Below are 25,038 nucleotides of genomic sequence, written 5' to 3'. Positions count from 1 at the left end.
GATGTGTTGTTTTGTGCAAAAAGACCACTGGAAAGACCCAAAGATAGTAAGAGTGCATAGTGTATTTTTACCATTTTCAAATATAAGGCCTTAGGTTAGATATACAATCCGAAAGTTTGCAGAAACAGGATCCTATGGGAGTCTATGCGTATTGGTTAACATATTTACGCTGGCCCTAAGGAGGTAGGTCCTTATATAAAATCCCATTCCACAAATTAAACTCCAGAACAGTTTTTATATAGACTGCACAACAACAAATCAAGTGTGTAAATTTCGTTCTAAGCTTACCAAAGATGTTTAATATTAGTTATTTAACGATTTGTGGTAGGGTTTTTTTAAGGGAAGTTGTTATATAAGCTAACACAAGGATTAAATAAACCCAAATCTTAGTAAAATTTATTATATGAATGAAACAACAAAATGATTACCCCCAAATGAAAAATGAATTTAAACCTTTAAACAATTTAAAAATGAAAACGATAAAAAAAATATTACTAACCGTATTAATTGTATTAGCTATGGTGTCTTGTAGCAAAGACAATGAGGATACCTCTAATGCTTTACCTGAAGGTATTGCCTTAAAAGCGGATGCTAAAGTTAAAGTAGGTGATTTACCTATGAAGATTTTAGATTTTGTGGCCAACGAATTTCCTGAACGTACAATCGACGAGGCAGAAGAAGAAGATAATGGTAATTTTGAGGTAGAGTTGAGCGACGGTACCGAACTTATTTTTGATGCCGATGGCAACTTTTTAGGTATTGATGATGATAGTGAGGAGAACGGCGATTTTGACGACTCTGAGGTGGATATTGCGACTCTATTACCTGCTATTTTGGAGTATATAGAGATGAATTATCCCCAGATAGGCATAGAGGAGGCATCTATTGAAAACAATGATCATTACGAAGTTACTTTAAATGATGATGTCGTTTTAATTTTTGATGCAAACGGTGGATTTTTAGGTGTTGGCGTTGATAAAAACGACCAGGACGGTGATGGAGATTATGACTGGGAAGAGGAAGATGGCCACGATGACGGTGAGACTATAGACCCTGCCCAATTACCGGATATGGCTTTAGCATACTTGGAAGAAATGTACCCTGAACTTACAATTGTGCGTGCAGAAGTAGAAGACGAAGGAGAATTTGAAGTGACAATGAGCAATGGTCTTGAGGTCTATTTCGACGCCGAAGGAAATTTCCTTTCTATTGATGATTAAATCGACTGAGATTAATTGATAAAGTCCGGTTGTCCTTGACAGCTAAAAACTAAACTAGAAGGAGTCTGCCTATGGCGGGCTCCTTTGTTTTAAAAGGGTGTGGTCCTTTTATTTGCAAACATTATAGGGTGGACCATATCATTGGTTTAAAAAACAAATACACTACCTGTATTAGGACTTATCATTAAGGAATTTAAATTGGTCTTCTAAATAAGAATTAATAGCTTCTCCCTTATTTTTTAGTTCTTCGTATAATTTTATATTCACAATCGCTGAAATGGCTACGGCACCTACAAGCTCAGGAGTTTTCTCTATAGTTATAATGCAATAACGTAATTGGGAAGAAGATTCACCATAATAATCTATTCCCTTTTCAAAAATAGCTTTAACGCTTTCCGAATTATGGCAGTTACCTGTCAGTTCACGCAGTTCCTGTCGTATTTTTTTTGGTAACTGGTTAAACCGTTCAATCTGCCCGTCAAAATGGGTATAAAATGCATTTAACTGCACGGTTAGTGTATCATTTATAAGGAAAGTTTTGATGCCCTGTACCTTTAAGCCATCCCAAGTATTCTCATCTCGGTCTACAGGAATTAAATCCGATAAAACCCAGGCAATATTGGTTGTTAACCTGGCCGAATCTAAAACAACAGACTCTTTATTTTCAAGGATTTTGAGCACCTCTAATCCAGTGGTGTATTGATTAGATAATTGCTCAATAATCGATTCAATTTTATTCAAATCTCTGTTTAAATCCTGATGAATAGAATTTATGTGACTTCTTTCACTGATGATTGCTTTCCTATCCTCATTCCAATTATTGATCTGCAATGCAATTAATATTCCTATGACAACAAGAACAATCTCCCCTAAGGCATATATGAGATACCTTCCCGTTTTGCCTGCCCGTCTGTCAGGGGTATTTTCAGCCAAATGCTGCCGGCGTATTTTTTGAAAGAATTTGATCATTTAATGCAGTGGCTGGAAGTTACCTCACCAAGGTACTCAATTATCTTTTAAAAATTTCACTTGGAAAACTCTGAATAAGGATTAATTTTAAAGAAGTGCAAAACGACACAACCATCATATCATTCGGGCACATATTTTAATATAGTAAAACTTCATTTTCAATAATTATATGTAGTTTTAGAAAAGCCTAAGGCAAAATGGAATGGACTGGAAATGTTAATTTAAATTAATTAATGAAATTAAATATAAACAATACAATACATGAGGTGGATGTTGACCCTGCTACCCCTTTATTATGGGTCATCCGGGAACAGCTTGAGTTGACAGGAACAAAATTTGGATGTGGAATAGGACAATGCGGAGCCTGTACAGTCCATTTGGACGGACAACCAATTCGATCATGTCTTACCCCTGTTCAGCAGGCTATCGATAAAGAAATAACCACAATAGAAGGTATTGCGCCTAACGATAACGAATGGCATATCATACAGGAAATATGGATTGAGGAACAAGTTCCTCAATGCGGATATTGTCAATCCGGTCAAATCATGTCTGTCCATGCCTTATTGACCAACAATACGACTCCAACCGACGAGGATATAGACGAGGCTATGAGCGGCAATATTTGCCGATGCGGCACCTATCCAAGAGTACGAAAAGGAATTAAAAGAGCTGCTGCTGCATTGGCGGCCGCTTCTAATACAAAAAATGTGAACAATGGGGAAGTGGACTAGACGGGCTTTTATTACAACCGGTGTATTGAGCGGGGGTGCCTTGATAATTGGGGTGGCCATCAGACCCGGAAATCGTGCTGATAAAGTCAGGGATTTAATTGCTGGAGAAGGAGATACCGTACTCAATATCTGGTTGAAAGTTAATGCAGATAACACCATTACGGTTATTGTTCCTCATGCCGAAATGGGTCAGGGGGTCCATACCACCTTGCCAATGATGCTTGCCGACGAAATGGATGCGGATTGGAAAAACATTAAAATGTTAGAAGCTCCTGGGAATAAGGAATATGCCAATTATGCCATGGGAAAAGGGTTCCTAATGGGGCCAAAAGATATCCCTTCCATGCTTATCGGAACCGTTGACGGCTTTTTTTTAACAGCCACTAAACAAATCAGTCTTCAAATGACCGGGGGAAGTTCTTCTGTTCGTTTTACAGGCATGTTTGCCATGCGTGTGGCAGGAGCCGCCGCAAGATCGGTTTTACTGGAGGCAGCTTCAGAGGAATGGGAAGTTGATGCAGAGGAATTAGTAGTTAAAAACAGTACTATTTCGCACCCGGCGAGTAATAGAATGGCACCTTTTGCGAGTTTTGTAGTTAAAGCTGCGAATTTATCTCAACCAGCCAAACCCCGTCTTAAGACATCAGAAGAATTTAACATAATGGGAACCTCGCCACCGCGGTTCGATATCCCTTCAAAGGTCGATGGCACGGCAAATTTTGGAATTGATGTGGTCCTTCCCAATATGAAATATGCTGCCATCAAGGCTTCTCCTGTTTTTGGGGCCAGGGCAAAACCTTTAGAGGCAAGTGCTATTAAGGATATGCCCGGGGTGCACAAAATTGTGAATCTTGAAGGGGCCATAGCCGTAATTGCAGATGGCTATTGGTTAGCAAAAAAGGCGATAAACACTTTGCCCATTGAGTTTGACAAAAGTGATCACGATACGGTAGGCCTGAATGATATTTATGATAAGTATTTAATGGATATGGATGCTGCAATTGCGGAGGGGAATGAAGAAAAAGATGTTAAAAAAGGAAGCATAAAGGACATTTTTAAAGAAGCTACCAATGTGGTAGAAGCCGAATACAGAGTACCTTATTTGGCCCATGCCACAATGGAACCCATGAATTGCACTGCTTTGGTCAAAGAAGATGGATGCGAGATCTGGGTGGGAAGTCAGAACCCCTTAGGATTTGCAAACAGTGTAGCCGGAGTACTGGATATGGACCAGGAGAAGGTGTTGGTACATAACCAATATCTGGGCGGTGGGTTTGGTCGAAGATCCGTAGCAGATGTCGCTATTCAGGCAGCCCTTATAGCCAAAGAGGTAGACTATCCGGTTAAGCTCATCTGGTCTCGTGAAGATGACATCAGACAGGATCATTACAGGGAAGCCAATATCAGTCGATTTAAAGCAAGCCTGAATGATAAAGGTCAAATAAATGCCTGGAACAATCAGTTTGTATTTAAGCACGACCCGGAAGAAGCCCCACACATTCCTTATGGGGTTGACAATCAATTTATTCATTATACCAATAGTGAAACACATGTGCCCTGGGGGTATTGGCGAAGTGTAGATTCTTCCATGCATGCTTTTTTTACAGAATCCTTTATGGATGAGCTGGCGTTTAAAGCCAATAAAGACCCTTATCAGTTTAGGCGGGAACATCTTTCTAATGCACCCCGATTTTTAAAGGTTCTGGATCTGGCGGCTGAGAAAGCCAATTGGGAAGAAGCCCTTCCGGCTAGCTGGGGCAGGGGTATATCGCTTCACCAATCTTTTGGTACCATTGTGGCTCAGGTTGCCGAGATAGAAATAGTTGAAGACAAAGTAAAGGTGCACCGGGTTGTTTGTGTGGCCGACCCTGGTTATGCGTTTCACCCCGACGGTTTTACAGCACAAATGGAAAGTGGTATTGTTTTCGGTCTTACGGCTGCTTTGTATGGCGAAATAACCATCGAAAACGGGGCCGTAAAGCAGAGTAATTTCCATGATTACCAGATGGTACGCATGCACGAGTCTCCTAAAATTGAAACCTATATCGTTACAAGCGACAACTGGCCAGGTGGTGCAGGTGAACCCAGTACCCCGGGTATTGCCCCGGCATTAGCCAATGCAATTTTTAATGCAACTGGAATACGGATTCGTGAGTTACCCGTCAAAAATCATGAATTAAAGGCCAATACCGGGATATTAGGGTAACAAAATTACCTTAAAGTATTTTAATTGATGACTTATTTTTAGGGATGAGCTACGTCATATTCAATAGTATAAAAAACAAAAAGGAAGGCTGTATTTACAGTCTTCCTTTGTTGGGAATATAGCGTAAAAAGTTTATTTAATAACCAGGATTAAGTAGCTTCTCTTCTATTTCTTTTTTTCGTTTTTCCAGTATTTCCTGTTTCCTGGTGAGTATTAATTGCTGATTTTTAATTTCGGATAGTTCCTTTGCCAATAATTTTTTTTCTATAGTTTCTGTATCCATTGAAACATTTGAATTATCAATGATATTTATGTTGTCTTGGGTATAGATATCTAATTGGTTGATGAGGTCTTGAATATCACCAAAAGCTTTTTTAGTATAGTACCTTCCCATTTCAAAATCTTTTGGGTCTGAAGCCTTTTCTAAATTTTCGATCCCATCCAAAATAGGATCCATGGCTTTAGCACAACCACATAATTCTATCTGGTTTTTTACTTTTTCTAAAGCTTCCAGAGCCTTATAAGCATAATATTTTTGATGATCAAAATTCTTTGAGCTAATTGACTTCTTGGTATGGTTTAACGCATAAGATGCTGAAGAATAAGTGTTGTCGCATTTTGCAGAGGCAAATAAAGTAGCCGTCATAAACACAAAAGATAATAGAAATTTAGGTTTCATTGTAATTCATTTTAAGATTAGGGATGGTAAAGAAGGTAAACTTTGTTGAATTATAAAAAAAATTGTGGTCAACGGTTCAGTTTTGTAGTCAAAATACTATTAAAGGAACTTTTAAGATGTAAAAAGAGCGCTATATTCTTAATACACTTTAGAATTACCTGGCCAATTCCCATCACAATAAATAAACCACAAGAAAACCTAAATAAGTTCCGAGTGCATTTCCTAAAGTTCCAACAAGGATTGCAGGTAAGATGAGCTCATTTCTGTCAAAGGTTTCTGCTAGAGCTATAGCCGTAGTACCTCCGCCAATATTAGCCTGACTTACTATGGAAATCATTTCCCAGTCGCGGTAAATGAAACTGCCTAATAGAATTACAAGGATCCCGTGCAGAAATACAGCAATTGAAGCAAATATCAATAAAGTAAGTCCCACCTCCTTAAGTTCTAAAACCGAACTAATTTCACAATATGCCCCAATTACCGCCAGAAATATGTATACCAGGTACAAACCAAGGAAATGGTTTCCCTTTAAGCCTTGCACAAAAGGGGTTTGCGCAAGTAGAATCCCAATAGTAGAAAGCGTTAAAATTGACGGGATTTGAGGGTAAAAGTCAGTTATTAATTCAGATATATAATATGCGAAAATACCCAAAAAGAGCAACCAGATTAGCGAACGAAAATTAAGATGTTCTTTATCCACTGCAGCTAATGTTGGTGTGGCTGTTTGCACCTTTTTATCTTTCCAGAATGTTCTTAATATGGCAGGGAAGGAGAGGGTTACGATAATCCATAAGGTTGTAATTACATTGTCAACCGCAATGGTTCCGGCATACAGAATACCTCGTTCCTGAAAATCATACTCCAGGGCTACCGCATTAAAGTTAACACTACCTCCTGTATAGGTTCCTGTTAACATACCAGCAATAATTTTACCATCTTCTCCTAGTATGTCCTGCGGTGAAACCAGATACCAGGCTAAAAGTACTCCCAGGGTGGTAGCCAGCGAGCCTATTAAAAACAGGATAATCATTGGAGCCCCGGCCTTTTTTATGGAATTAAGATTAACTCCCAACAATAAGTAAAATATAGAAATAGGGGCTAAATAGGTGAAAATACCATCATATAAAGGAATAGAATTTGAAGCGGAAGGAATTAATCCCATGTTAGCCACTAAGGCTGTAAAAAGTATTACCAATAAAGCGGCACCAAATTTTTTGCCAATTTTAGTTTTAGAAATATAATCGGCCAGGATCACCATTAAACACAATACCCCTAAAACATAAACCGGGTTTTCAATAAAGTTCATTGCCTAAAGATATTAAAATAATTTCCCCAATCCGGAGCGTCTGGATTGGAAACCATAAAACATATCGTAAAATATTGAAGTATAAGTAGATAAGTATTAAATACTAAATATTTGGTTCATATACCAAGGGAGCCGGATCCGGTAAGTTCAACTCACGTATAAGCTCTAAACAGCGAGGATCTTTTCGAAATTCTTCATTTGAAGTAAGTATCCTTATTTGCCATGGATACCAAATGTGTTTTTTGGCATACTTATACCATTCAAATGCCTTATCAAAATCTCCAAGATTAGTATACATTATTCCAAGGCACAATGAAAAAAACGGAGCTCGCGGCATATTCTCCAATTCCTTAATTATTGCTTTGCCTTCTTCTATATGCCCTGCGCGTATTAATGCAGGACCATAGCCCAAATATTTACAGCCGGGATTTATTTCTGAGGCTTGGCGAAAGATCTCAAAGGCATCGTCTGTCTGGCCCTGATCCATATAAATTCTTCCCTTAATTAACATACCCAAGGCGAAATCATCCTGCATTTCGGAAACTTTATCCACTTCGGCAAGGCCTTCTTCATATAACCCAACAAGACGGTATAATTCACCAAGCCAAGCTGTATGTAAAGGTGTAAAAGGATCCAATTCCTGAGCGTGCTTGTGCTCTTCTATGGCTTCGTTCATGCGGCCAAAAAGCGCCAAATACCAGGATCTGTGATAATGATTATAAGCCATATTAGGATTGAGCTCATTGGCTTTATAAAAAGCGTACTCAGCAAGCTGCCAATCCCTCCCGGAATAGGTCTCGTAATGGGCAAGTGCAGCCCAGCCTTCTGCATTGGTGGAATCTAATTGAATAGCTCTTTTAGCTGCAGCATGGGCCTTTGATAGTGCATCCGGTGGCGGCATAAGACTATGACCTACAGTTATGTAACCTTCTGCCAAGCCTGCATAGGCGTAGGCATCTGCCGGATTTTCATCTATGGCTTCCTGTAAATAAACCAAGCCGCGTTGCCAGTCCTGCATTTTAGACTTGTTTAAATAGTGTTTCCCTTTTAAATATAGTGCATAAGTCTCCGGTTTTACCGGCCTAAGTTTAGACCACAATACTTCGTCTTCTAACTTTACTTCCAAGCCCATTTGACCAGACAGATCGGCTGCTACCTCAGCCCATAAACGCCTAACTTCAGAAATATCTTTGGAATAATTTTTTTGCCATTTTACTTTTCCATCATAGGACTCTCTCAACCTCACCTGGACATTCAGTGTATTAATTTCTTGCTCAACAGATCCGGAAATAAAGTAATCGATGCGACCTATTACATTAACAATTAAAAGATTGGTAGGATTGAACCCGGAAGCTAAAACACGTGTCGAAGCCAAACTGATTACGTTTAATTGATCTACTTTCGATAGTTCAGTAATAAGAGCTTCTGTCAATCCGTTTTTAATATATTCTTCAGCATCACTATCTGACTTAAGACCAAACGGTAGGACAGCAACTTTCCTAATATCAAAGGTTTTATCTTGTTGATTCCAGCGAGAACCTGCCCAAAAACTGATTACCACTAGCAATATAACAGCCAGAGAGAGAGATCCAACAATAAGCTTATTAAGACGCCTATTGTTTAATCTTATGGTTTCCGGATCCGTAATAGTATCTTCCGTTTTCTGAATACCTTCAGGGGTCAATTCATAAATCCATGAAAAACCGATCCAAAAAATAAGTCCAATAACCAAAGCGTAAATCAGAATTTTTATGGCATAATCAGGGGCATTGAAAGCGGGCAGTATAATTGAAGCAATCTGAATAACAACCCAGGCAATTGCCAAATAGGCAATTGTAGCTCTAAAAACGTTTCTTCTCTGAAGTTCGGAAATTAGTTTACGAAATTTCATATTCTGAATTAAATAGTAGCATTTATAAACCAGAATTGCACCTGATATGAATTCTGATTCGATTTCCCTTTTATTCAAAAAGTCAAATGCAAACCCTAACTGTTTTACATGTTAAATTAATAAATAAAAATCAATTTTGTTATTAAAAGCTTGATAATTAATGGGTTAATTACTTGGTGCCCACAAGAATATTGTGTAAAATCCAATGAATCATTATATATGATTTATTATCTTTAAAATAGTCATTGATTTGATTATTAAGAGAAACCCAATAGAAGAAACTTATCTACGACAATTAAAATTTATTCTCATGAAAAATGTGCAGTTTATTCTGATCTTCTTGGCACTCATCATAGGATGTAATACGAACCCCAAAATTGAACCAGAACAGGACTCTGTAGAAACTAATATCCCATGTGATAAAACAGGCCTTACGCTCCAGATTCTGGGCTCGGGAGGCCCTGCTGCCGGAGACGCCAGGGCTTCAACCGGATATTTGGTTTGGTTTAATGGCCATCCTGTGGTGATGATAGATGCCGGTGGGGGCACTTATCTAAGATTACAACAGGCGGGAGTGCATATTAGAGATATTAAGTTTCTGGGCATAAGTCATTTTCATCCGGATCATGCCTCTGAGTTACCGGCTTTACTTTGGTCCGACATATTTTCAAGCAGACCGGCTCCATTAAACGTTTCCGGACCGACCGGAGAAGGATCAGACGGACTTACGGGATTCCTGGAAGCGGTAAATGATATGGCAACGCCTGTTGATGCGTTTACCAGAATCAATGCTATTGAAGTTACTCCACACAAAGATTCTATAACAACGGTCTATAAGGATGAACTACTCGAGTTAACTGCAATTGGTGTAAACCATGCAAATAAGCCTTCACTTGCTTATAAAGTGACCATAGACAATAAGAGCATTGCTTTTGGAGCAGATCAAACGCTTGATAGCCCCGGTTTTGTCGATTTTGTTAAGGGAGCAGACCTTCTGGTATTGCATTTAGCCATTTCTGAAGAAGCTGACAAACCATTTACAAACCTTCATGCCAAACCAAGTAAAGTAGGGGCAGTAGCTCAGGAATCCGGTGTTCCGCGAGTAGTTTTTAGTCATTTAATGAAGTTGGATTCTGCCCATGCAAGAGCCAGAGAATTTAGTCTGTCAGATATAAATTCAAATCTAAAACTGGTAAAGGATAGTTTTAAGGGCACCATTATTTTGGCAGAGGATCTTGCATGTATTGCTTTATGATACATTTATTTCTAACATCCCTCTCATGAAGGCAGTTTTAATCCTTTCTCTTTATCATTTCCCTGGCAGGATCCAGCCACGCCTTATTCGGGGTATATAAAAAACCATGCCCGAGTCCTGTATTTATTTGAAGTTGTTCAAAACTTGCCGCATTGGAAGATTTATCTATCCAGTATTGGTAACTGTTACCAGCAACAGTATCAGATTTTTCGTAGATCCCCAAAATATTACCATGCAGGTTCCAGTCAAAAGTCTTCCGGGTATAATCACTGCTTGAACCCAGGAGTACATAATTCACCTTATTTATATTCATATCCGAAATGTACATGGCTATCATACCTCCCTTGGATGCCCCAATCACGGTAATATCTGAAGGCGCTACCCCTTTTGCTATAAGCTCATCTATTTCTTTTGATATTTTCTTTCCAAATTCGTAAAAGTCGGTTTTCTCTGTGCGTACCTCTGCATGAACGTCCGCACCGGTGGCTTTCAGGGAATCAACAATAGCGGTGTATTTATATGCCCCAAACTGAGGGCTTACAGCATGAATTCCTTGCACTTCTATTATCATTCCATGTAAATAAAATATATGTTTCATAGATTCTTTTTTTTGAGAACATGAGATTAGCAGGATTAGAATTGAAAGTTTGTAAAGGAGATTCATTGGTCTTAAATTATTTAGTTTTAAGCCTAAGATAACCAATTAAGTACTAACTTATTTTGTAGTAATGAGCTATTTATCCTGATAATCCAACAAGTGTTTTAAAATGAATTATAAGCACGAATTCCATCGTCTTAAAAAAGGAATTGATTTTTTAGAATAATTTTAAAAGACATACTCCTATTTAACTAAGAGTTCTTAAATTCACACTTCAAATTCAAAAATACCAACTGACAACCATGAAAAAAATTCAGAAATATCTAATTGCCCTTATTTTAGCGGGCATCCTTGTCCATTGTACCGATAAAAAACCAATAGCTGACGAACCTGATAAAAAGGATCGTAATATGTTCGGGCTTTATATGCCGCGTGGCTTAACAAAAACTACAGAAGGTCTTACACCCGGATATGTACTATTCAGACCGGCAAATTCCTCTTCTACATACCTGGTTAACCGGGAAGGAAAAGTGGTTCATGATTGGAAAGGGAATTATGAAGTAAACAGTTTTTATTTAAATGATGACGGTTCGCTAACACTTCTTTCTGTAGATCCGGATTTTCCGGTATTTGGAGGCGGAGGCAATGCGGGAAGACTTCAAAAAATTGGCTGGGATGGTAAAATACAATGGGATTTTGAATACGCCAACGAAGAACATCATGCGCATCATGATATGGCCGTATTGCCAAATGGCAATATTCTTGCAATTGCCTGGGAAGCCAAGACTGAGGAGGAAGTGTTGCAGGCAGGAAGAAAGCCCGAATTTACACCAAAAGCCGGTCTCTGGCCTGATAAAATAGTTGAAATAAAACCCCAGGGTAAAAGTGGGGGTAAAATTCTGTGGGAGTGGCATATCTGGGATCATTTAATCCAGGATTATGATGAAACTAAGGATAATTATGGGGATGTTGCGGCACATCCTGAACTTCTTGACTTTAATAAAGATGGTGAAATACCGCCTCTTATTTCGCACGACAGTATGGCAGTATTGCATAAACTAAAAAGAGCATGGAGGAATCAAACCGTTGAGAACAGGGGTGCTGATGTTTATCATTTAAATGCTATTAACTATAATCCTGAACTGGATCAAATTGTCTTTAGCTCCCCCAACTTGGATGAAATCTTTATTATTGACCATAGTACAACTACAGAAGAAGCTGCTGGCCATACAGGCGGGAAAATGGGACAAGGCGGTGACTTTTTATATCGATGGGGAAATCCTAAAAATTATAACCTGGGAGATTCTACTAATCAGAAATTGTTTGGTCAGCACGATGTTCGATGGATTGAGAAAGGCTTACCGGGCGCAGGCCATCTGACAGTCTTCAATAATGAAATTCCAATGGGACCAGATAGCCTGGAATATTCGGCAGTATACGAATTAGAGTTGCCAACCGATAATAAAGGTAACTATTTAAAGAATAAAGACGGCCAGTTTGGACCGGAGGAACCTGTATGGAAGTATATAGCGCCGGACACACTTTCCTTCTATGGAAGCTTTATATCGGGTGCACAACGAATGCAAAATGGAAATACTTTTATCAATGAAGGTCCCAAAGGTCGCTTTTTTGAAGTTACGCCGGAAGGAGAAATTGTTTGGGAATATCTGAATCCCTATCGCGGTACCATTCATCATTCTGATGGGGAGCCTGTTTCACCAATGCCCATGGCATACTGGCAATTCAGATCAAATTTTATCCCTGCAGACCATCCGGGATTACAAGGAAAGAAATTAGAACCTTTAGATCCACAACCTGAGGAATTCAAACTTCCTCCTAAGCCCAAAAAAGAGGGGGCATAATTAATTATAAGAAGAAATTTGTTTCATTAACATAGAAAGTATGAAATAAGGTGCGATGGTAATTTATTTGTTTAATCGTAATTAATGCCAGGTAATTGCACCTGAATTTCACTCGCAAAATTGGTCCATTCCTGATACATTTCCTGATATTTTTGGGGTTTGATGCTTTTTAAATCATGCATTTCACCCAGATCTTCATCGAGATTATAGAGTTCAAATTCTGATAAACTGAATGGATCACTGAAATTGGTTATTTTCCATTGCCCCTTCCTCAACATTGTATTTCCGCTGTGCTCCAAACCAAAAACATAGTCGTTCGCGTGTATAGTTGTTGTTCTACCCGAGATAAATGGCAGCAGTGATTTTCCCTTCAAAGGGAATAGTGAATTCCCGTTAAATTCTTTAGGATAACTTATTTTGGCGATGTCATACAGAGTAGGAGCAATATCCATAACCGTTAGAAAGTCGCTTGCAATTACATTTTGCTGTCCTACCATGGGGCCGGTTATAATCATGGAGGCTATAATGCCACCGTTAGTGGCAAATTCCTTGTAATACCTGAAGGGTGAAGAACCGGCTTCTGCCCATTGGGGGCCATAGGAAATCAAAGAATTTGCTTCTCCCATGGTTTCATAGTCATTGTTAAAATATGGATTTATATATGGTCTGATCCCCGGATTATTATAATAGTCTTCTCCTGCGGCCCCATTATCCGACATAAAAATAATCAAAGTATTCTCGTACTCCCCGATATCCTTTAAATGCTGTACGATACGGCCAATATTCACATCCAGATTATCTACCATTCCAGAGTAGAGTTCCATTTTTCGCGATTCTCTTTTTTTTTCATTCGCCGAAAGAGAATTCCAGGGCCTTACTGAAGGATGGGTAGGAGGTAAGACCGCGTCTTCAGGAATCATACCCGCCTTTTTAAGACTTAGAAATCTATCTTCTTTTAATTTATCATAACCTTCATCATACCTGCCTTCATACTTTTTCCAATAGGCTTTATCAACCTGCAGTGGCCAATGTGGTGAAGTATATGCCGCATAGGCAAAGAAGGGACGTTGATCATCTTTGTGCCGATCAATATATGTGATGAGTTTATCGGTATAAAGATCTGTAGAATATGACCCTTCCGGCCATGCTGTGGATTTTCCATCTTCTGTATAATGTGAAACCGGGATACCTTTAAATAATCCCTGGCTGTTATAATGATTTCCAACGCCTTCAAGCAGAACGAACGAGTGTTCAAAGCCTTTTTGGTGTGGGTTGGCCTCCCTGTCAGTACCCAGATGCCATTTACCGGCCATATAGGTGTGGTAACCATCCTTTCTTAGCAAATCGGGTATAGTAGCCACTCTATCTGTTAGATATCCTTCGTACCCAAAAACCTGTGTGCTTAGGGCCTGTCTTCCTACTCCTGCAATATGGTTGTCATTACCTGTTAAAAGCATGGCCCTCGTGGGAGCGCACATGGGTGCTGTATGAAACCTGCTAAACCGGATGCCACTTGATGCCAAACCATCAATATTGGGAGTTGCAATATCTCCGCCAAAACATCCGAGATCTGCATAACCAAGATCATCTGCCACTAATATTAAAATATTGGGTCGTGTATCTATTGAAGTTTTTTCCGAAGTACCCGAACAACCTGTAAATCCAATGATTACAAATAGAAACGTAAGAATCGAGGTTGTATGGTTAAGTCTAGAAATAAAATTACTATTTGTAAAGTGACAGCATGTTTTAAATTTTATTGGAAGATGTATATTTTGTCTAGTTCGTCTATCGAGATTTATCATTTAAAGCGACTCTTTCATTATTAAATACCTAAGGTAAGGATTTATCATTTAGATGGTATTTAGCAATATTGAATAATACTTTCTTCTGTTGACTGGAAGAAGTATTATAAAAATCTCTCAAACAATATTATTAACCTGAGGTATGGACTGTTCTGTATAATTCAGTACTTTGTAATTCTTTAGGAAAATATATGAAAGTATTATTTATAGGGGGTACAGGAAATATTAGCAGTGCGTCGAGCAGATTGGCTATTTCAAAAGGGATAGAGTTGTATCACTTGAACAGAGGAATAAACAAGGTTGAAATAGAAGGGGTAAAAACTATTTTAGGTGACATCAACAATCTATCCAGTCTGACAGAACTGAAAGGTCATAGTTGGGATGTTGTGGTTAACTGGATTGCTTTTACATCGACAGATATTGAGCGGGATATTGCTTTATTCAAAGGGAAAACCAAGCAATATATTTTTATAAGTTCGGCATCATGTTATCAGACACCATTGAGTTACCCTGTCATTACTGAGTCTACACCGCTATCTAATAATTTATGGGATTATTCTAATGACAAGATTAAGTGTGAAGATCGCCTAATAAAGGCTTATCGGGAAGAAGGTTTTCCTATTACCATTGTGAGGCCCTCTTTAACTTATGACACCGTTATACCTATAGCTATTGGTGGGTTTAAAGAGTATACCGCAGCCGATAGAATTCTAAAAGGAAAGGAAATTATTATTCATGGAGACGGAACTTCATTGTGGACTGTAACCCATTCTGACGATTTTGCCAAGGGCTTTGTAGGATTATTGGGATTATCACAGGCTACAGGCCATGCGTTCCATATTACATCAGACGAAATATTAAGTTGGAACATGATCTATGAAATCCTGGCAAGCAGTCTGGGTTGTAAAGCAAAAGTAGTGCATATTGCTTCAGATTTTATATGTAAAATAGAACCCTCTTATACAGGCACTTTACTTGCTGATAAAGCCGAAAGTGTGATTTTTGACAATACTAAAATAAAAACATTTGTCCCCGGCTTTAAAGCAACAATCCCTTTTGCAGAAGGTATAAAAAGGACACTGAAATGGCTGGATGAAAACCCGGAAAAGAAAATTATAGACCAAGAGGAAAACAAACGGATTGAAAAAATACTTAAGGCCTATAAAAAGCTTCTGTAGGATATAATAGGATTTGCAATAAATTAATCCAGGTATTTATGAAATAAGAATTAGATTTATAACAATGTAATTAATAGGTACTAAAAATTTAATCATGATCAAAAAATTTACAATTATAGTTATACTATTTTTAGGTGCTTTTGGATTTAGCCAAAAGGAAGTTTATGAATTTCGGGAATATGAGTTAAAGTTTGGAAAACCTGTTAAGGTATTACATGATTATTTTGAAAATGCTTTAATACCTGCTTTAAAAAAACAGGGAATTAAAAATATTGGAGCATTTGAAGAAATTGGAGATGCTTTGCCAAAGAAGATCTATTTATTAATTACTTATAATGATTTGAATAGCTACCAAAAGGTGCTTGATAATCTAAAGGATGACTCAGTTTTTTTGCAGGCATCTGCAGCATACAGTAAATCTTCTCAGGAAATTTTTCCTGTAGAACGATATGTAACGTCATTGTTTACGGCATTCGATGGTATACCAAAATTAGTAAAACCATCAGAGGGTTCCATGGTTTTTGAATTACGAACCTATGAGGGCTATAATGAAGATGCTTTTCAGCGCAAAGTAAAAATGTTCAATGAAAGTGAATTGAGCATTTTTGATGAGGTAGGCCTGCACTCCGTTTTTTTCGGAGAGAAAATTGCTGGGCCACAAATGCCTTGTCTCACCTATTTGCTTGCATTCAAAGACATGGCAGAGCGCGACGCAAACTGGGCGAAATTTGGCCCTAACCCGGAATGGCAACGAATTTCAAAACTACCGGAGTACGCGAATACCGTTTCAAATATATACAGGGTTTTTTTAAAACCTTTGTCCTATTCTCAATTGTAAAATATCAAAGGGGATTCTTAAATCTTTAGGTTCGTATCCATTAAGTTCTTAAAATGGATAGAAGGCGGGAGTATGGTATAGATAGTGGTTGCCGTTCCTTTCCGTAGCTAAGCAGTTTCTCAATTTTGGCCTATCTGTTAAGTTTAAAGGTTTCAAGATTGATATCATCTAAACCAATATCATCAAAAGGATATTCTAATTGATCCTGGATGTTATAAAGAGAAATAAGTATAAACTCCGTAAGCAAAACTATAAAATAGGTAATTCCCTGATTGTTTTCCAAGCCAACATCATAGATAATGGTTGGAGCATAAATTAATGGGAAGATATAGATGAATACGAGACAATAAGCCTTTAAGCTTATTGGTGTCCTATGCGTGTTAATAGCGTGTAAGTTCTCTATAGATTCGTGGAGATCTTTCATAAAACGAAAAGTTCTGTCTTTTAAATTTTTCGAAACTGTTTGATCGTTGGCGACGATAAATGTAAGCACCTTATCAATGATTTCATCCAGATCTTTTGTATTGTCGCCATTATTTTTTAGTTGATCCATAGTTTGCTCACTAATGTTAAGCAAAATATCGGTCATTTCTTTTTTGCTTTCTACAGAGAGTTCCTGGTTACTCATCACAAAATAGTGAACTGTCTTTAGAGCACTTCTGAATTTACTCAAATGTTGCAGGGCCTTTTCCCGACGCCTGAATGAACCACGTATAGTAAAAACCAGAGGAAATATTATGGCAATACTTAACATTGTAAGATCAACATAAAAGTTTAAATTGAATCTAAAAGCCAGAAATGTAACGACAATTGAAACAATCAATACGATTAATGTTCTGTAATTTAATATGGTAAGATATCGTCTAATAGCTAAAAATTTATTAACTTATGAAAGTAAATCTAACTACAATCTAGTGAATAAGCAAGCCATATTTCCTTTCCTTTTTATATACCTATATTTTATTGGACCTGTTTTTTCACAGGAATTAGCAAAAACCGACCAGGATAATCAGGTCACTGAGCTCTTTCTTAAAAATGATGCTTTACCCGTTAAGCTGAGTTATTCCAATAAAGTTTTAAGGAAAGAAACCAATGACAGCACATATGTTGATAGCGAAATTGGATATATGACAAGCGATGAGTCCTGGAAAACCTTAGAAATAAAAATCAGGGCAAGGGGGAATTACAGAAGGGAAAATTGCTTTTTCCCGCCCGTGAAAATGAAAATTAAAAAATCAGTTTCCGCCGGGACCTTGTTTGAAGGAAATAAGAAACTAAAACTTGTACTTCCTTGTGTCCTTCAAAAGGACTATAATGATAAAGTCTTAAAGGAATACATGGCGTATAAATTGTATGAATTTGTTTCTCCTTATCATTTTAAAACGAGATTGTTGAATATTGATTTTACGGATGAAAAAGGACAGAAATTTAAAACCTATACCGTAAAAGGATTTTTTATAGAAGATATTGATGAGGTAAAAGACAGATGCAACGGTAAGCAAATAACAAGGTCTATACATCCGCTTGAACAGGATGATCTGTGTTCGGTTAGAAATGATTTTTTTCAGTTTATGATTGGTAATACCGATTATTCCTCGGCTTATCGGCATAATGAAAAGCTTTTGTTTGTAGATAACAATATTATGCCTGTACCCTATGATTTTGATATGTCAGGATTGGTCGATGCCAGCTATGCAGTTGTCTCTCAGGTTCAGGGTGAGGTACTGAGCATAACCGATGTCACTCAAAGATTATATAGGGGATTTAAACGCAACCCGGCTACATACCAAACCGTAAGGAATGAATTTCTGAATAATAAAAGCAAAATGATGACTGTTATTAATGATCTAGAATCAAGCTTTGATGATCCAAAGGAATTTGCGACGGCAAGAAGATTTATCAATGACTTTTTTGACGTTTTGGCAAATGACAACTCTTACAGAAAGGAGATATTAAACGTTGCAAGGCTAAAATAAAACCCTATCTGCGGTTTATATTAATACTCAATTACTTTTTAAAATAAAAAACCCGTTATCTCCATATGCACTGAAAGGTTTTTCATTCAAACAGTTCTATTAAAGGTTCCCCGGTTGTTCCACTGGGATAAGGTATATTCAGAATCTGTGCGATGCTGGGTGCAATATCGATTACCGATACTTTTCTTACGGATTTACCTTTAGGTATAGAATTCCCGAACCATAACATTGGAACATGGGTGTCGTAGGCATACCCGGAACCATGTGTAGTACCTTTAATTTTTTGCATGGTTATTCTGGGGTCCAAATTCTGAATAAACCCTGGCTTAAATATTAAAAGGACATCTCCTGATCTTTTCGAATGATAGCCATTTTGAAGCATTTGTTTCATACCATAACTATAACTTTGTGATTGTAAATCAGACGCGGTAAGGGCTCCGGTAACTTCATCAAGAGTAATCAGAAAATCTGCGGCTTCCTGCTGTACTGCTCTTAGAGATAATTTTTTTTGTTTTATTACATCCCGGTTTAGATATACAGCCTCCCCATCGAAATTTTCAACCCATTGATTTGTGCCATATTTTGAATTCAAATGAGTCAGAAGAGCAGTCTCATATTGCTTTATATGAGCAAGCCCTGCAGGTAGCTTATGATCTGCCAGGTAGGAAGCTACAGGTACAGACCCGTGATCAGAGGTTAAGAACAGTAAATAATTTCCAGTACCAACAGTTGCATCAAGTGATTTTAATAAATTTTCTATGTCCCTGTCCAATCTTAATATTACATCTTCAAACTCTACGGACTGCGGCCCAAAAGTATGTCCGATAACGTCAGGAACAGAATAGCTTATATTAATAAAATCTGTAATATCGTCTGTACCCAGGCCTTCGTTCTTAATTGCTTCTATAGCAAAATCCGTCAACAAAGAATTACCAGCGGGGGTAACCCAAATTAATTGAAATTCAGCACCTATTTCCCTATAACGCTCCCTCATGCTCTTATAATCATATGGGAAAGTTGCACTTGTTTTACCGCCTAGAGCCCGCTCATAATTATTGTCATCCGGAGCGCTCGCCGTATAGGATTCAATTGGATAAAGAGTTGACCAGGAATCTGATAAATACGAATTTGATTTTTCCAATTTATTAAAACTGGTCACCCATTTAGGTAATTCATCCATATAATAAGAACTGCTAACAAAATAACCCGGACTCGATTTCCAGTCATGCCAATATGCAGCATTAGCCGCATGTCCTCCGGGTAAAATAGCACCGCGGTCTTTTAGGGAGACACTTATTACTTTAGCTCTAAAATTGGTGCCCAATCTCAACTGATCCGTGATGGTAGACGTAAGAAGATTTCTTGGAGACGCACCATAGCTGTTAACATCCGAGGTTCCAACGATAAGTTCGTTATTATCCCCAATATTTGTAATGACCTGTTTTGAACTCCGCTGATACCAGGTATTTCCAATGATTCCATGCATAGAAGGGGTTGTTCCTGTATAAATAGATGCATGTCCGGCTGCAGTAACGGTAGGAATATAGTTATACTGAGTGTTTTTATAGTTAAATCCGTCCCGCATTATTCGTTTAAACCCGCCGTTGGAAAACCGCTCCTGATACTTGTAAAGATGATCAAATCTCATTTGATCTACCACAACACCCACTACCAATTTAGGCTTATCAGCTTGGCTTCTGGCAATGAATCCATTTAAAAGAAACAGGGCGGTAATAGCGATAATTCTAATCATAATTGAGTTATCTTTTTAGATTAAAGTTGGAATCCTGACCTAAGTACAGAACTGCGCTATTCAAAGATAATGAGTAATAATGTTAAATTTTATTAATAGCAGAGGATTAATTTTAGTTAAAAGGATATTTATCCGGAATAAACTTCGGACATAGGTTTAGACCATTATCATGCCCTTGGATCAATAAATTACAGACCCTGGTAAAAGGAATAAATTTTAGGGTTCATGTCTTTAACAGCAATCAGAAGTTCTTAAGAGGGACTCCCGTAAATCTCTGGATAAAAGTCAGCTATCTGAAGAAGTTGACCAAGCAATTCTCCCAGGTTTCCCAAATGAAGAAATATTGCATTAGAATCTATATACGTTTCTCTTACTACACACTCGTTCCCGTTTGCATTAAAAAACCAGTCGTACTTTAAGGTGGTATCTTTTTCTTTCTCCTTCACAATATTCAGGCACTGAGTTGCTATGCTTTTAAATTCTTCCTCTTTACCTTCCTCTATTAAAAATCTTGCGGTAAGTTGTATGTTTCCCATAATTAAAGTGTTTAGTTTAAATAAATATTGATTTTTTGTTTTTTTTATTGCCGTTCCTCTAAAATTAAAATAAATAGGATTCACATGTACGTCTGAAATTAGGTAAAGTCACAAAATAATAGATTTTTTAGCTGCTCTTCAATATCAGTATACCGAGAGCTAATACAAGTTGCTGGTTTAGGGTAGGGAGCAGTGTAGGAAATGTATAAAAAACCCCGAAAAAATATCCGGGGATTTGTATTCAAGCGTTTGGTACGAACTTTATTCAGGGGCAGATGCTCCAGCAACGATTCTGTAGACGTTAGAATTACGTTTGTTATAGTTGTCCTGAAAACCATCCCAAAAGCCTTCAGGCATGGTCCAGTCTTCGCTAAAGGCAGGGGATAATGCATCCTGCAAAGAGGAAAATATATCATAAGAATAGCTGCCATAGGTGAATGTTGAAGTTACCGGAGAAATGATGGCCTGATTACCCCATCCTTTCATAGTTGTTTTCCCTTCCTTCATGGCCTTTTCTACCGCAGGTTTCCATTTTTCAGCTTCAAAAGTAAGGTGCTGTCCTGTGTTTTTTGTGTCGTGATAAATAATACGTACAAATTTATAATCATCATCCGTTGAATTTTCTGCCCGAATATGGTTGGGAAGATTGCTCAGAAATACGTGATGCATGTTGGTGCTTATATTCTCCGTTCCAATGTCTTCCATTTTAACATCTGGAAACATTGTGGCTATGCTTGCCCAATCTGCACCTTTGTCAATATCCTTATAGGTATTTATAATCAGGATATTTGGGCTTGTATCTTGGTTTACACCTCCGACTTTTTGTAAAATGGCCCAAAATGTTAGGTTGCCTTTTGTAACTTCCTTTTCTGCCCATTTAGCCCAATACGTAGTTTCTCTTTTTAAATACTCCTGCATATTTTCAGGTGCCACCCTTCTATATTGATGTGTTGTGATTGTCTGGGCCATTGCAAATTGAAAACTCAATAAGCATACGACTAAAAATGTAATTCCTTTTCTCATTCTATGGTTGTTTTAAAGTTAGTATTCAGAAAGATAATAGTATTTTGGGTAAAGCTCTGCATATTTATTGCTTTGCATCACTATTCCAAAGTTTAACACATAAATAAAGTTGAAATTCTAAAAATTAAACCATCTCAAAGGACGAAGCCTCGCTTTAATTGTCCGAAACGCCTTTTTTATTTACCAAATGATTTCCAGATAAACCTATTTGAAATCATCCTTAGAGTGCAAAGTTTAATCGTGGTAAGTCCAATTCAATTCTGGCAAGAATCAATAATTTGATAAAATGCCCATTAATTACCCAAAGCTTTTTAAGCAATTCTTGTTGGTTTTACAAATGAAAAAAGTAAAAACGTAAACATGATTATCTTGGCTCCAGCACCACAAATGGTATAATCATTTCCTCCAGAGAAACACCTCCATGTTGATAAGAATTTCTGTAATAGCTCACATAGTGGTTGTAATTATTTGGGTAAGCAAAAAACAAGTCATTTTTTGCAAAAATAAATGAACTGCTCATTGTAATACTTGGCAGATGAATATTAGCAGGGTCTTTGGCCTCTATCACATCATTGCTATTATATGTAAGACTCCGGCCTGTTTTATATCTAAGATTAAGACTGGTCTCTTTGTCCCCAATCACTTTAGAAGGTTGTTTTACATTTATAGTACCATGATCTGTAGTAATGACTAATTTTAAGCCCATACTTTGAGCTTGTTGAATGATCTCAAGAAGAGGTGAATTCTTAAACCAACTATTGGTTAAGGAGCGATAAGCCTTATCATTGGATGCCAATTCTTTAATAACATCCATCTCGGTTTTGGAATGTGAAAGCATATCCACAAAATTATACACCAGAACCGTTAGGTCATTTTTCTTTTGGGAACGAAAGTTCTGAGAAAGATGTTTACCTTGTTTCAGACTACTGATTTTATGATACTCCCATTTTAGATCCAGTCCCAATCGTTTTAGTTGTTCTCCCAGGAATTTATCCTCAAATAAATTCTTTCCCCCTTCGTCCGTATCGTTCTTCCACCATTCAGGGTATTTTTTTTCCATTCCCAGAGGCATAAGGCCCGAGAAAATAGCATTTCGCGCATATTGTGTTGCAGTTGGCAGAATGCTGTAATATGGCATTTCCTTGCTTTTCTTATAATAGGGTGTTAATACATCTTCGAATGAAAACCACTGGTCATACCTTAAATTGTCTATCACCAACAAGAGGGTAGGAGCATCCTTGATTTCAGGCAGAATTAGTTCCTTAAACAAGGTATTCGACATTACCGGGCCATCACCATCCTTAAACCAGTTGGCATAATTCTTTTCAATAAATTTTCCGAACTGATTATTAGCTTCAACTTTTTGAGACTCCAAAATTTCAAACATCCCGGAATCTTCTATTTCTTCCAATTGTAATTCCCAATAAATAAGCTTCTTATAAAGATCTGCCCATTCTTCATAAGAATTGACCATAGATAGGTCCATCGAGATCTTTCTGAACTCTTGCTGGTAGTTGGAAGTCGTCTTTTCTGATACCAAACGAGAGTGATCTAAGTTTTTTTTAAGTGAAAGAAGTATTTGATTAGGATTGACTGGTTTTATAAGATAGTCGGCAATTTTTGAGCCAATAGCCTCTTCCATGATATATTCCTCTTCACTTTTGGTAATCATTACTACCGGAAGGGTTGTATCTATTGCTTTAATCTCAGTTAATGTCTCCAAACCGGAAATTCCCGGCATATTCTCATCGAGAAAAACAATATCAAAATTCCGGGCTCTAATTTCTTCCAATGCATCCTGACCGCTTTTGCAAGTTACTACCTGATAGTTTTTGCCTTCCAGAAAAATAATATGGGGCTTTAACAAATCTATCTCATCATCTACCCAAAGGATTGTTATCTTGTCCATTTAGTCCTTATCTTTACCGCTGAAAACAATAGCTATTTTGTCAAAATCAAACAAGCTTAAAATATTCAACGATCCAATTTACGGATTTATTAGAATTCCAGATGCACTAATTTTTAACCTGATAGCGGACCCATATTTTCAAAGGCTTCGGCGTATTTCACAAATGGGGCTTTCATATCTGGTTTATCCGGGAGCACATCATACTCGTTTTCATCATGCATTAGGCAGTATGCATTTAATGCAGGAAGCAATACAACTACTTCGCTTTAAGGGGATTGAGGTTACAGATGAGGAAGCACAAGGATTACTATGTGCTATCTTATTGCACGATATTGGCCATGGGCCTTTTTCACATGCTATGGAACATAGTTTGGTAGAAGGAATAAATCATGAAGCAATTTCGCACCTATTTATGGAGGTGCTTAACCGCAAGTTTAACGGAAGTTTAACTTTAGGAATTGAAATTTTTAAAGGCACATATAGAAAAAAATTTCTGAATCAACTGGTCAGCAGTCAATTGGATATGGACCGATTAGACTATTTGAAGCGGGATAGTTTTTATACTGGCGTTGCAGAAGGAAATATAAATGCCGAGCGTTTAATAACGATGTTAAATGTTGTGGATGGCATATTGGTTGTTGAGGAAAAAGGGATCTATTCGGTAGAGAAATTTCTAATGGCCCGAAGATTTATGTATTGGCAGGTATACCTTCATAAAACAGGAATAGTAGCTGAGCAATTGCTAATTAAAACATTACAGAGGGCAAAGGAACTGGTTGGTATGAATGTTGAATTGGCTTGTAGCCCGGCTCTCATGTTCTTTTTGAAAAACAAAATAGCCAAGGAGAATTTTAATTTGAAGGTTTTGGATCTTTTTGCAAGTCTTGATGACATTGATATTTTGGCTGCGATAAAACAATGGCAGCATAACACTGACTTTGTTTTGTCAAAACTTTGTGGGATGATTCTGAATCGAAGACTACTCAATATAAGGCTTAAAGACCAGCCTGAAAAGGAGAAGAGATTTAATGAACTTTTTGGGAATTTTAGAACAAAATACAAGTTGAGTGAAAAAGAAACCTCCTATTTTGTATTCCGTGGAATTATAGAGAACAAGGCCTATAATCGTCATAGCCAGAATATAAATATTTTACGTACTAATGGTAAATTATTAGATGTTGCCAAAGCATCGGATCATTTAAATTTGACCTCTCTGTCTGAGACGGTAATTAAATATTATATCTGTTATCCAAAAGATGATCTTTAGCTCTAATATTCTGAATTTTGGTCACCTCCAATT

At 37.5% G+C, this 25,038-nt stretch carries 20 protein-coding genes; 9 read left to right on the top strand and 11 right to left on the bottom strand.

Annotation, left to right across the window (positions count from 1 at the left end; translation table 11 throughout):
- The first annotated feature begins 470 nt into the window (after positions 1–470).
- Positions 471–1,220 (top strand): PepSY-like domain-containing protein, encoded by a 750-nt coding sequence (locus WBM60_RS00935; protein WP_424263620.1) that lies wholly within the window; start codon positions 471–473, stop codon positions 1,218–1,220.
- 171 nt (positions 1,221–1,391) lie between these two features.
- Here the strand turns inward: WBM60_RS00935 and WBM60_RS00930 are convergent, their stop codons facing one another.
- Positions 1,392–2,189 carry a DUF6090 family protein gene (locus WBM60_RS00930; protein ID WP_424263622.1) on the bottom strand — a complete coding sequence of 266 codons (798 nt, stop codon included), beginning with the start codon at positions 2,187–2,189 and terminating at the stop codon, positions 1,392–1,394.
- A 233-nt stretch (positions 2,190–2,422) separates the two neighbouring features.
- Here WBM60_RS00930 and WBM60_RS00925 point away from each other — a divergent pair, with 233 nt between their 5' ends.
- Together WBM60_RS00925 and WBM60_RS00920 are read left to right on the top strand one after the other, a co-directional pair.
- Complete coding sequence (locus WBM60_RS00925; RefSeq protein WP_424263624.1) at positions 2,423–2,923, top strand: (2Fe-2S)-binding protein; 501 nt, start codon at positions 2,423–2,425, stop codon at positions 2,921–2,923.
- Positions 2,907–5,129, top strand: coding sequence for a molybdopterin cofactor-binding domain-containing protein (locus WBM60_RS00920; RefSeq protein WP_424282638.1), 2,223 nt, complete (start codon positions 2,907–2,909; stop codon positions 5,127–5,129). Before WBM60_RS00925 ends, WBM60_RS00920 begins: the two co-directional genes overlap by 17 nt.
- 136 nt (positions 5,130–5,265) lie before the next feature.
- Here WBM60_RS00920 and WBM60_RS00915 read toward each other — a convergent pair whose 3' ends face one another.
- From WBM60_RS00915 to WBM60_RS00905, 3 genes are all read right to left on the bottom strand, one after another.
- A complete protein-coding gene (locus WBM60_RS00915) occupies positions 5,266–5,808 on the bottom strand; it encodes a hypothetical protein (RefSeq protein ID WP_424263930.1) in 543 nt (180 codons plus the stop codon).
- Between the two features lie 172 nt (positions 5,809–5,980).
- Positions 5,981–7,114 (bottom strand): DUF819 domain-containing protein, encoded by a 1,134-nt coding sequence (locus WBM60_RS00910; RefSeq protein WP_424282637.1) that lies wholly within the window; start codon positions 7,112–7,114, stop codon positions 5,981–5,983.
- A 103-nt stretch (positions 7,115–7,217) separates the two neighbouring features.
- Positions 7,218–9,005, bottom strand: a complete 1,788-nt coding sequence (locus tag WBM60_RS00905) for a hypothetical protein (protein ID WP_424263926.1) — start codon at positions 9,003–9,005, stop codon at positions 7,218–7,220.
- Positions 9,006–9,315: 310 nt separating this feature from the next.
- On the opposite strand from WBM60_RS00905, the gene WBM60_RS00900 reads away from it, so the two are divergent.
- Positions 9,316–10,260 carry an MBL fold metallo-hydrolase gene (locus WBM60_RS00900; RefSeq protein WP_424263924.1) on the top strand — a complete coding sequence of 315 codons (945 nt, stop codon included), beginning with the start codon at positions 9,316–9,318 and terminating at the stop codon, positions 10,258–10,260.
- 37 nt (positions 10,261–10,297) lie between these two features.
- On the opposite strand, the gene WBM60_RS00895 is transcribed toward WBM60_RS00900, so the two are convergent.
- A complete protein-coding gene (locus WBM60_RS00895; protein WP_424277770.1) occupies positions 10,298–10,858 on the bottom strand; it encodes a hypothetical protein in 561 nt (186 codons plus the stop codon).
- A 302-nt stretch (positions 10,859–11,160) separates the two neighbouring features.
- Here WBM60_RS00895 and WBM60_RS00890 point away from each other — a divergent pair, with 302 nt between their 5' ends.
- Entirely contained in the window at positions 11,161–12,720 is a 1,560-nt protein-coding gene (locus tag WBM60_RS00890; RefSeq protein WP_424263920.1) for an aryl-sulfate sulfotransferase, read from the top strand.
- Positions 12,721–12,791: 71 nt separating this feature from the next.
- On the opposite strand, the gene WBM60_RS00885 is transcribed toward WBM60_RS00890, so the two are convergent.
- Positions 12,792–14,438, bottom strand: a complete 1,647-nt coding sequence (locus WBM60_RS00885) for an arylsulfatase (RefSeq protein ID WP_424276305.1) — start codon at positions 14,436–14,438, stop codon at positions 12,792–12,794.
- A gap of 278 nt (positions 14,439–14,716) precedes the next feature.
- Between WBM60_RS00885 and WBM60_RS00880 the strand changes: the two genes are divergently transcribed.
- Positions 14,717–15,703, top strand: coding sequence for an NAD-dependent epimerase/dehydratase family protein (locus WBM60_RS00880; protein ID WP_424259574.1), 987 nt, complete (start codon positions 14,717–14,719; stop codon positions 15,701–15,703).
- Between the two features lie 94 nt (positions 15,704–15,797).
- Positions 15,798–16,541 (top strand): NIPSNAP family protein, encoded by a 744-nt coding sequence (locus tag WBM60_RS00875; RefSeq protein WP_424259573.1) that lies wholly within the window; start codon positions 15,798–15,800, stop codon positions 16,539–16,541.
- Positions 16,542–16,671: 130 nt separating this feature from the next.
- Here WBM60_RS00875 and WBM60_RS00870 read toward each other — a convergent pair whose 3' ends face one another.
- Positions 16,672–17,364 (bottom strand): hypothetical protein, encoded by a 693-nt coding sequence (locus WBM60_RS00870; protein ID WP_424259572.1) that lies wholly within the window; start codon positions 17,362–17,364, stop codon positions 16,672–16,674.
- A gap of 91 nt (positions 17,365–17,455) precedes the next feature.
- Between WBM60_RS00870 and WBM60_RS00865 the strand changes: the two genes are divergently transcribed.
- Positions 17,456–18,517 (top strand): hypothetical protein, encoded by a 1,062-nt coding sequence (locus WBM60_RS00865; RefSeq protein WP_424259571.1) that lies wholly within the window; start codon positions 17,456–17,458, stop codon positions 18,515–18,517.
- Positions 18,518–18,599: 82 nt separating this feature from the next.
- Here WBM60_RS00865 and pafA read toward each other — a convergent pair whose 3' ends face one another.
- The 4 genes from pafA to WBM60_RS00845 all read right to left on the bottom strand — a co-directional run bounded on the left by pafA (position 18,600) and on the right by WBM60_RS00845 (position 23,738).
- A complete protein-coding gene (gene pafA / locus WBM60_RS00860) occupies positions 18,600–20,270 on the bottom strand; it encodes an alkaline phosphatase PafA (protein WP_424282636.1) in 1,671 nt (556 codons plus the stop codon).
- A 251-nt stretch (positions 20,271–20,521) separates the two neighbouring features.
- On the bottom strand, positions 20,522–20,806 hold the full coding sequence (locus WBM60_RS00855; protein ID WP_424282635.1) for a hypothetical protein: 285 nt from the start codon (positions 20,804–20,806) through the stop codon (positions 20,522–20,524).
- Positions 20,807–21,067: 261 nt separating this feature from the next.
- The gene (locus tag WBM60_RS00850) at positions 21,068–21,829 is read right to left on the bottom strand and encodes a hypothetical protein (protein WP_424280164.1); all 762 of its coding nucleotides are present in this window, start codon (positions 21,827–21,829) and stop codon (positions 21,068–21,070) included.
- Between the two features lie 364 nt (positions 21,830–22,193).
- Entirely contained in the window at positions 22,194–23,738 is a 1,545-nt protein-coding gene (locus WBM60_RS00845) for a PglZ domain-containing protein (protein WP_424278750.1), read from the bottom strand.
- A 37-nt stretch (positions 23,739–23,775) separates the two neighbouring features.
- Between WBM60_RS00845 and WBM60_RS00840 the strand changes: the two genes are divergently transcribed.
- Complete coding sequence (locus WBM60_RS00840; protein WP_424276398.1) at positions 23,776–25,005, top strand: HD domain-containing protein; 1,230 nt, start codon at positions 23,776–23,778, stop codon at positions 25,003–25,005.
- Positions 25,006–25,038: the final 33 nt, after the last annotated feature.

The sequence above is a fragment of the Eudoraea sp. genome (assembly GCF_049669105.1).
Lineage (GTDB): Bacteria > Bacteroidota > Bacteroidia > Flavobacteriales > Flavobacteriaceae > Eudoraea.
Note: the sequence above shows the minus strand (reverse complement) of the source record. Positions and strands in the feature narration are given on the sequence as shown.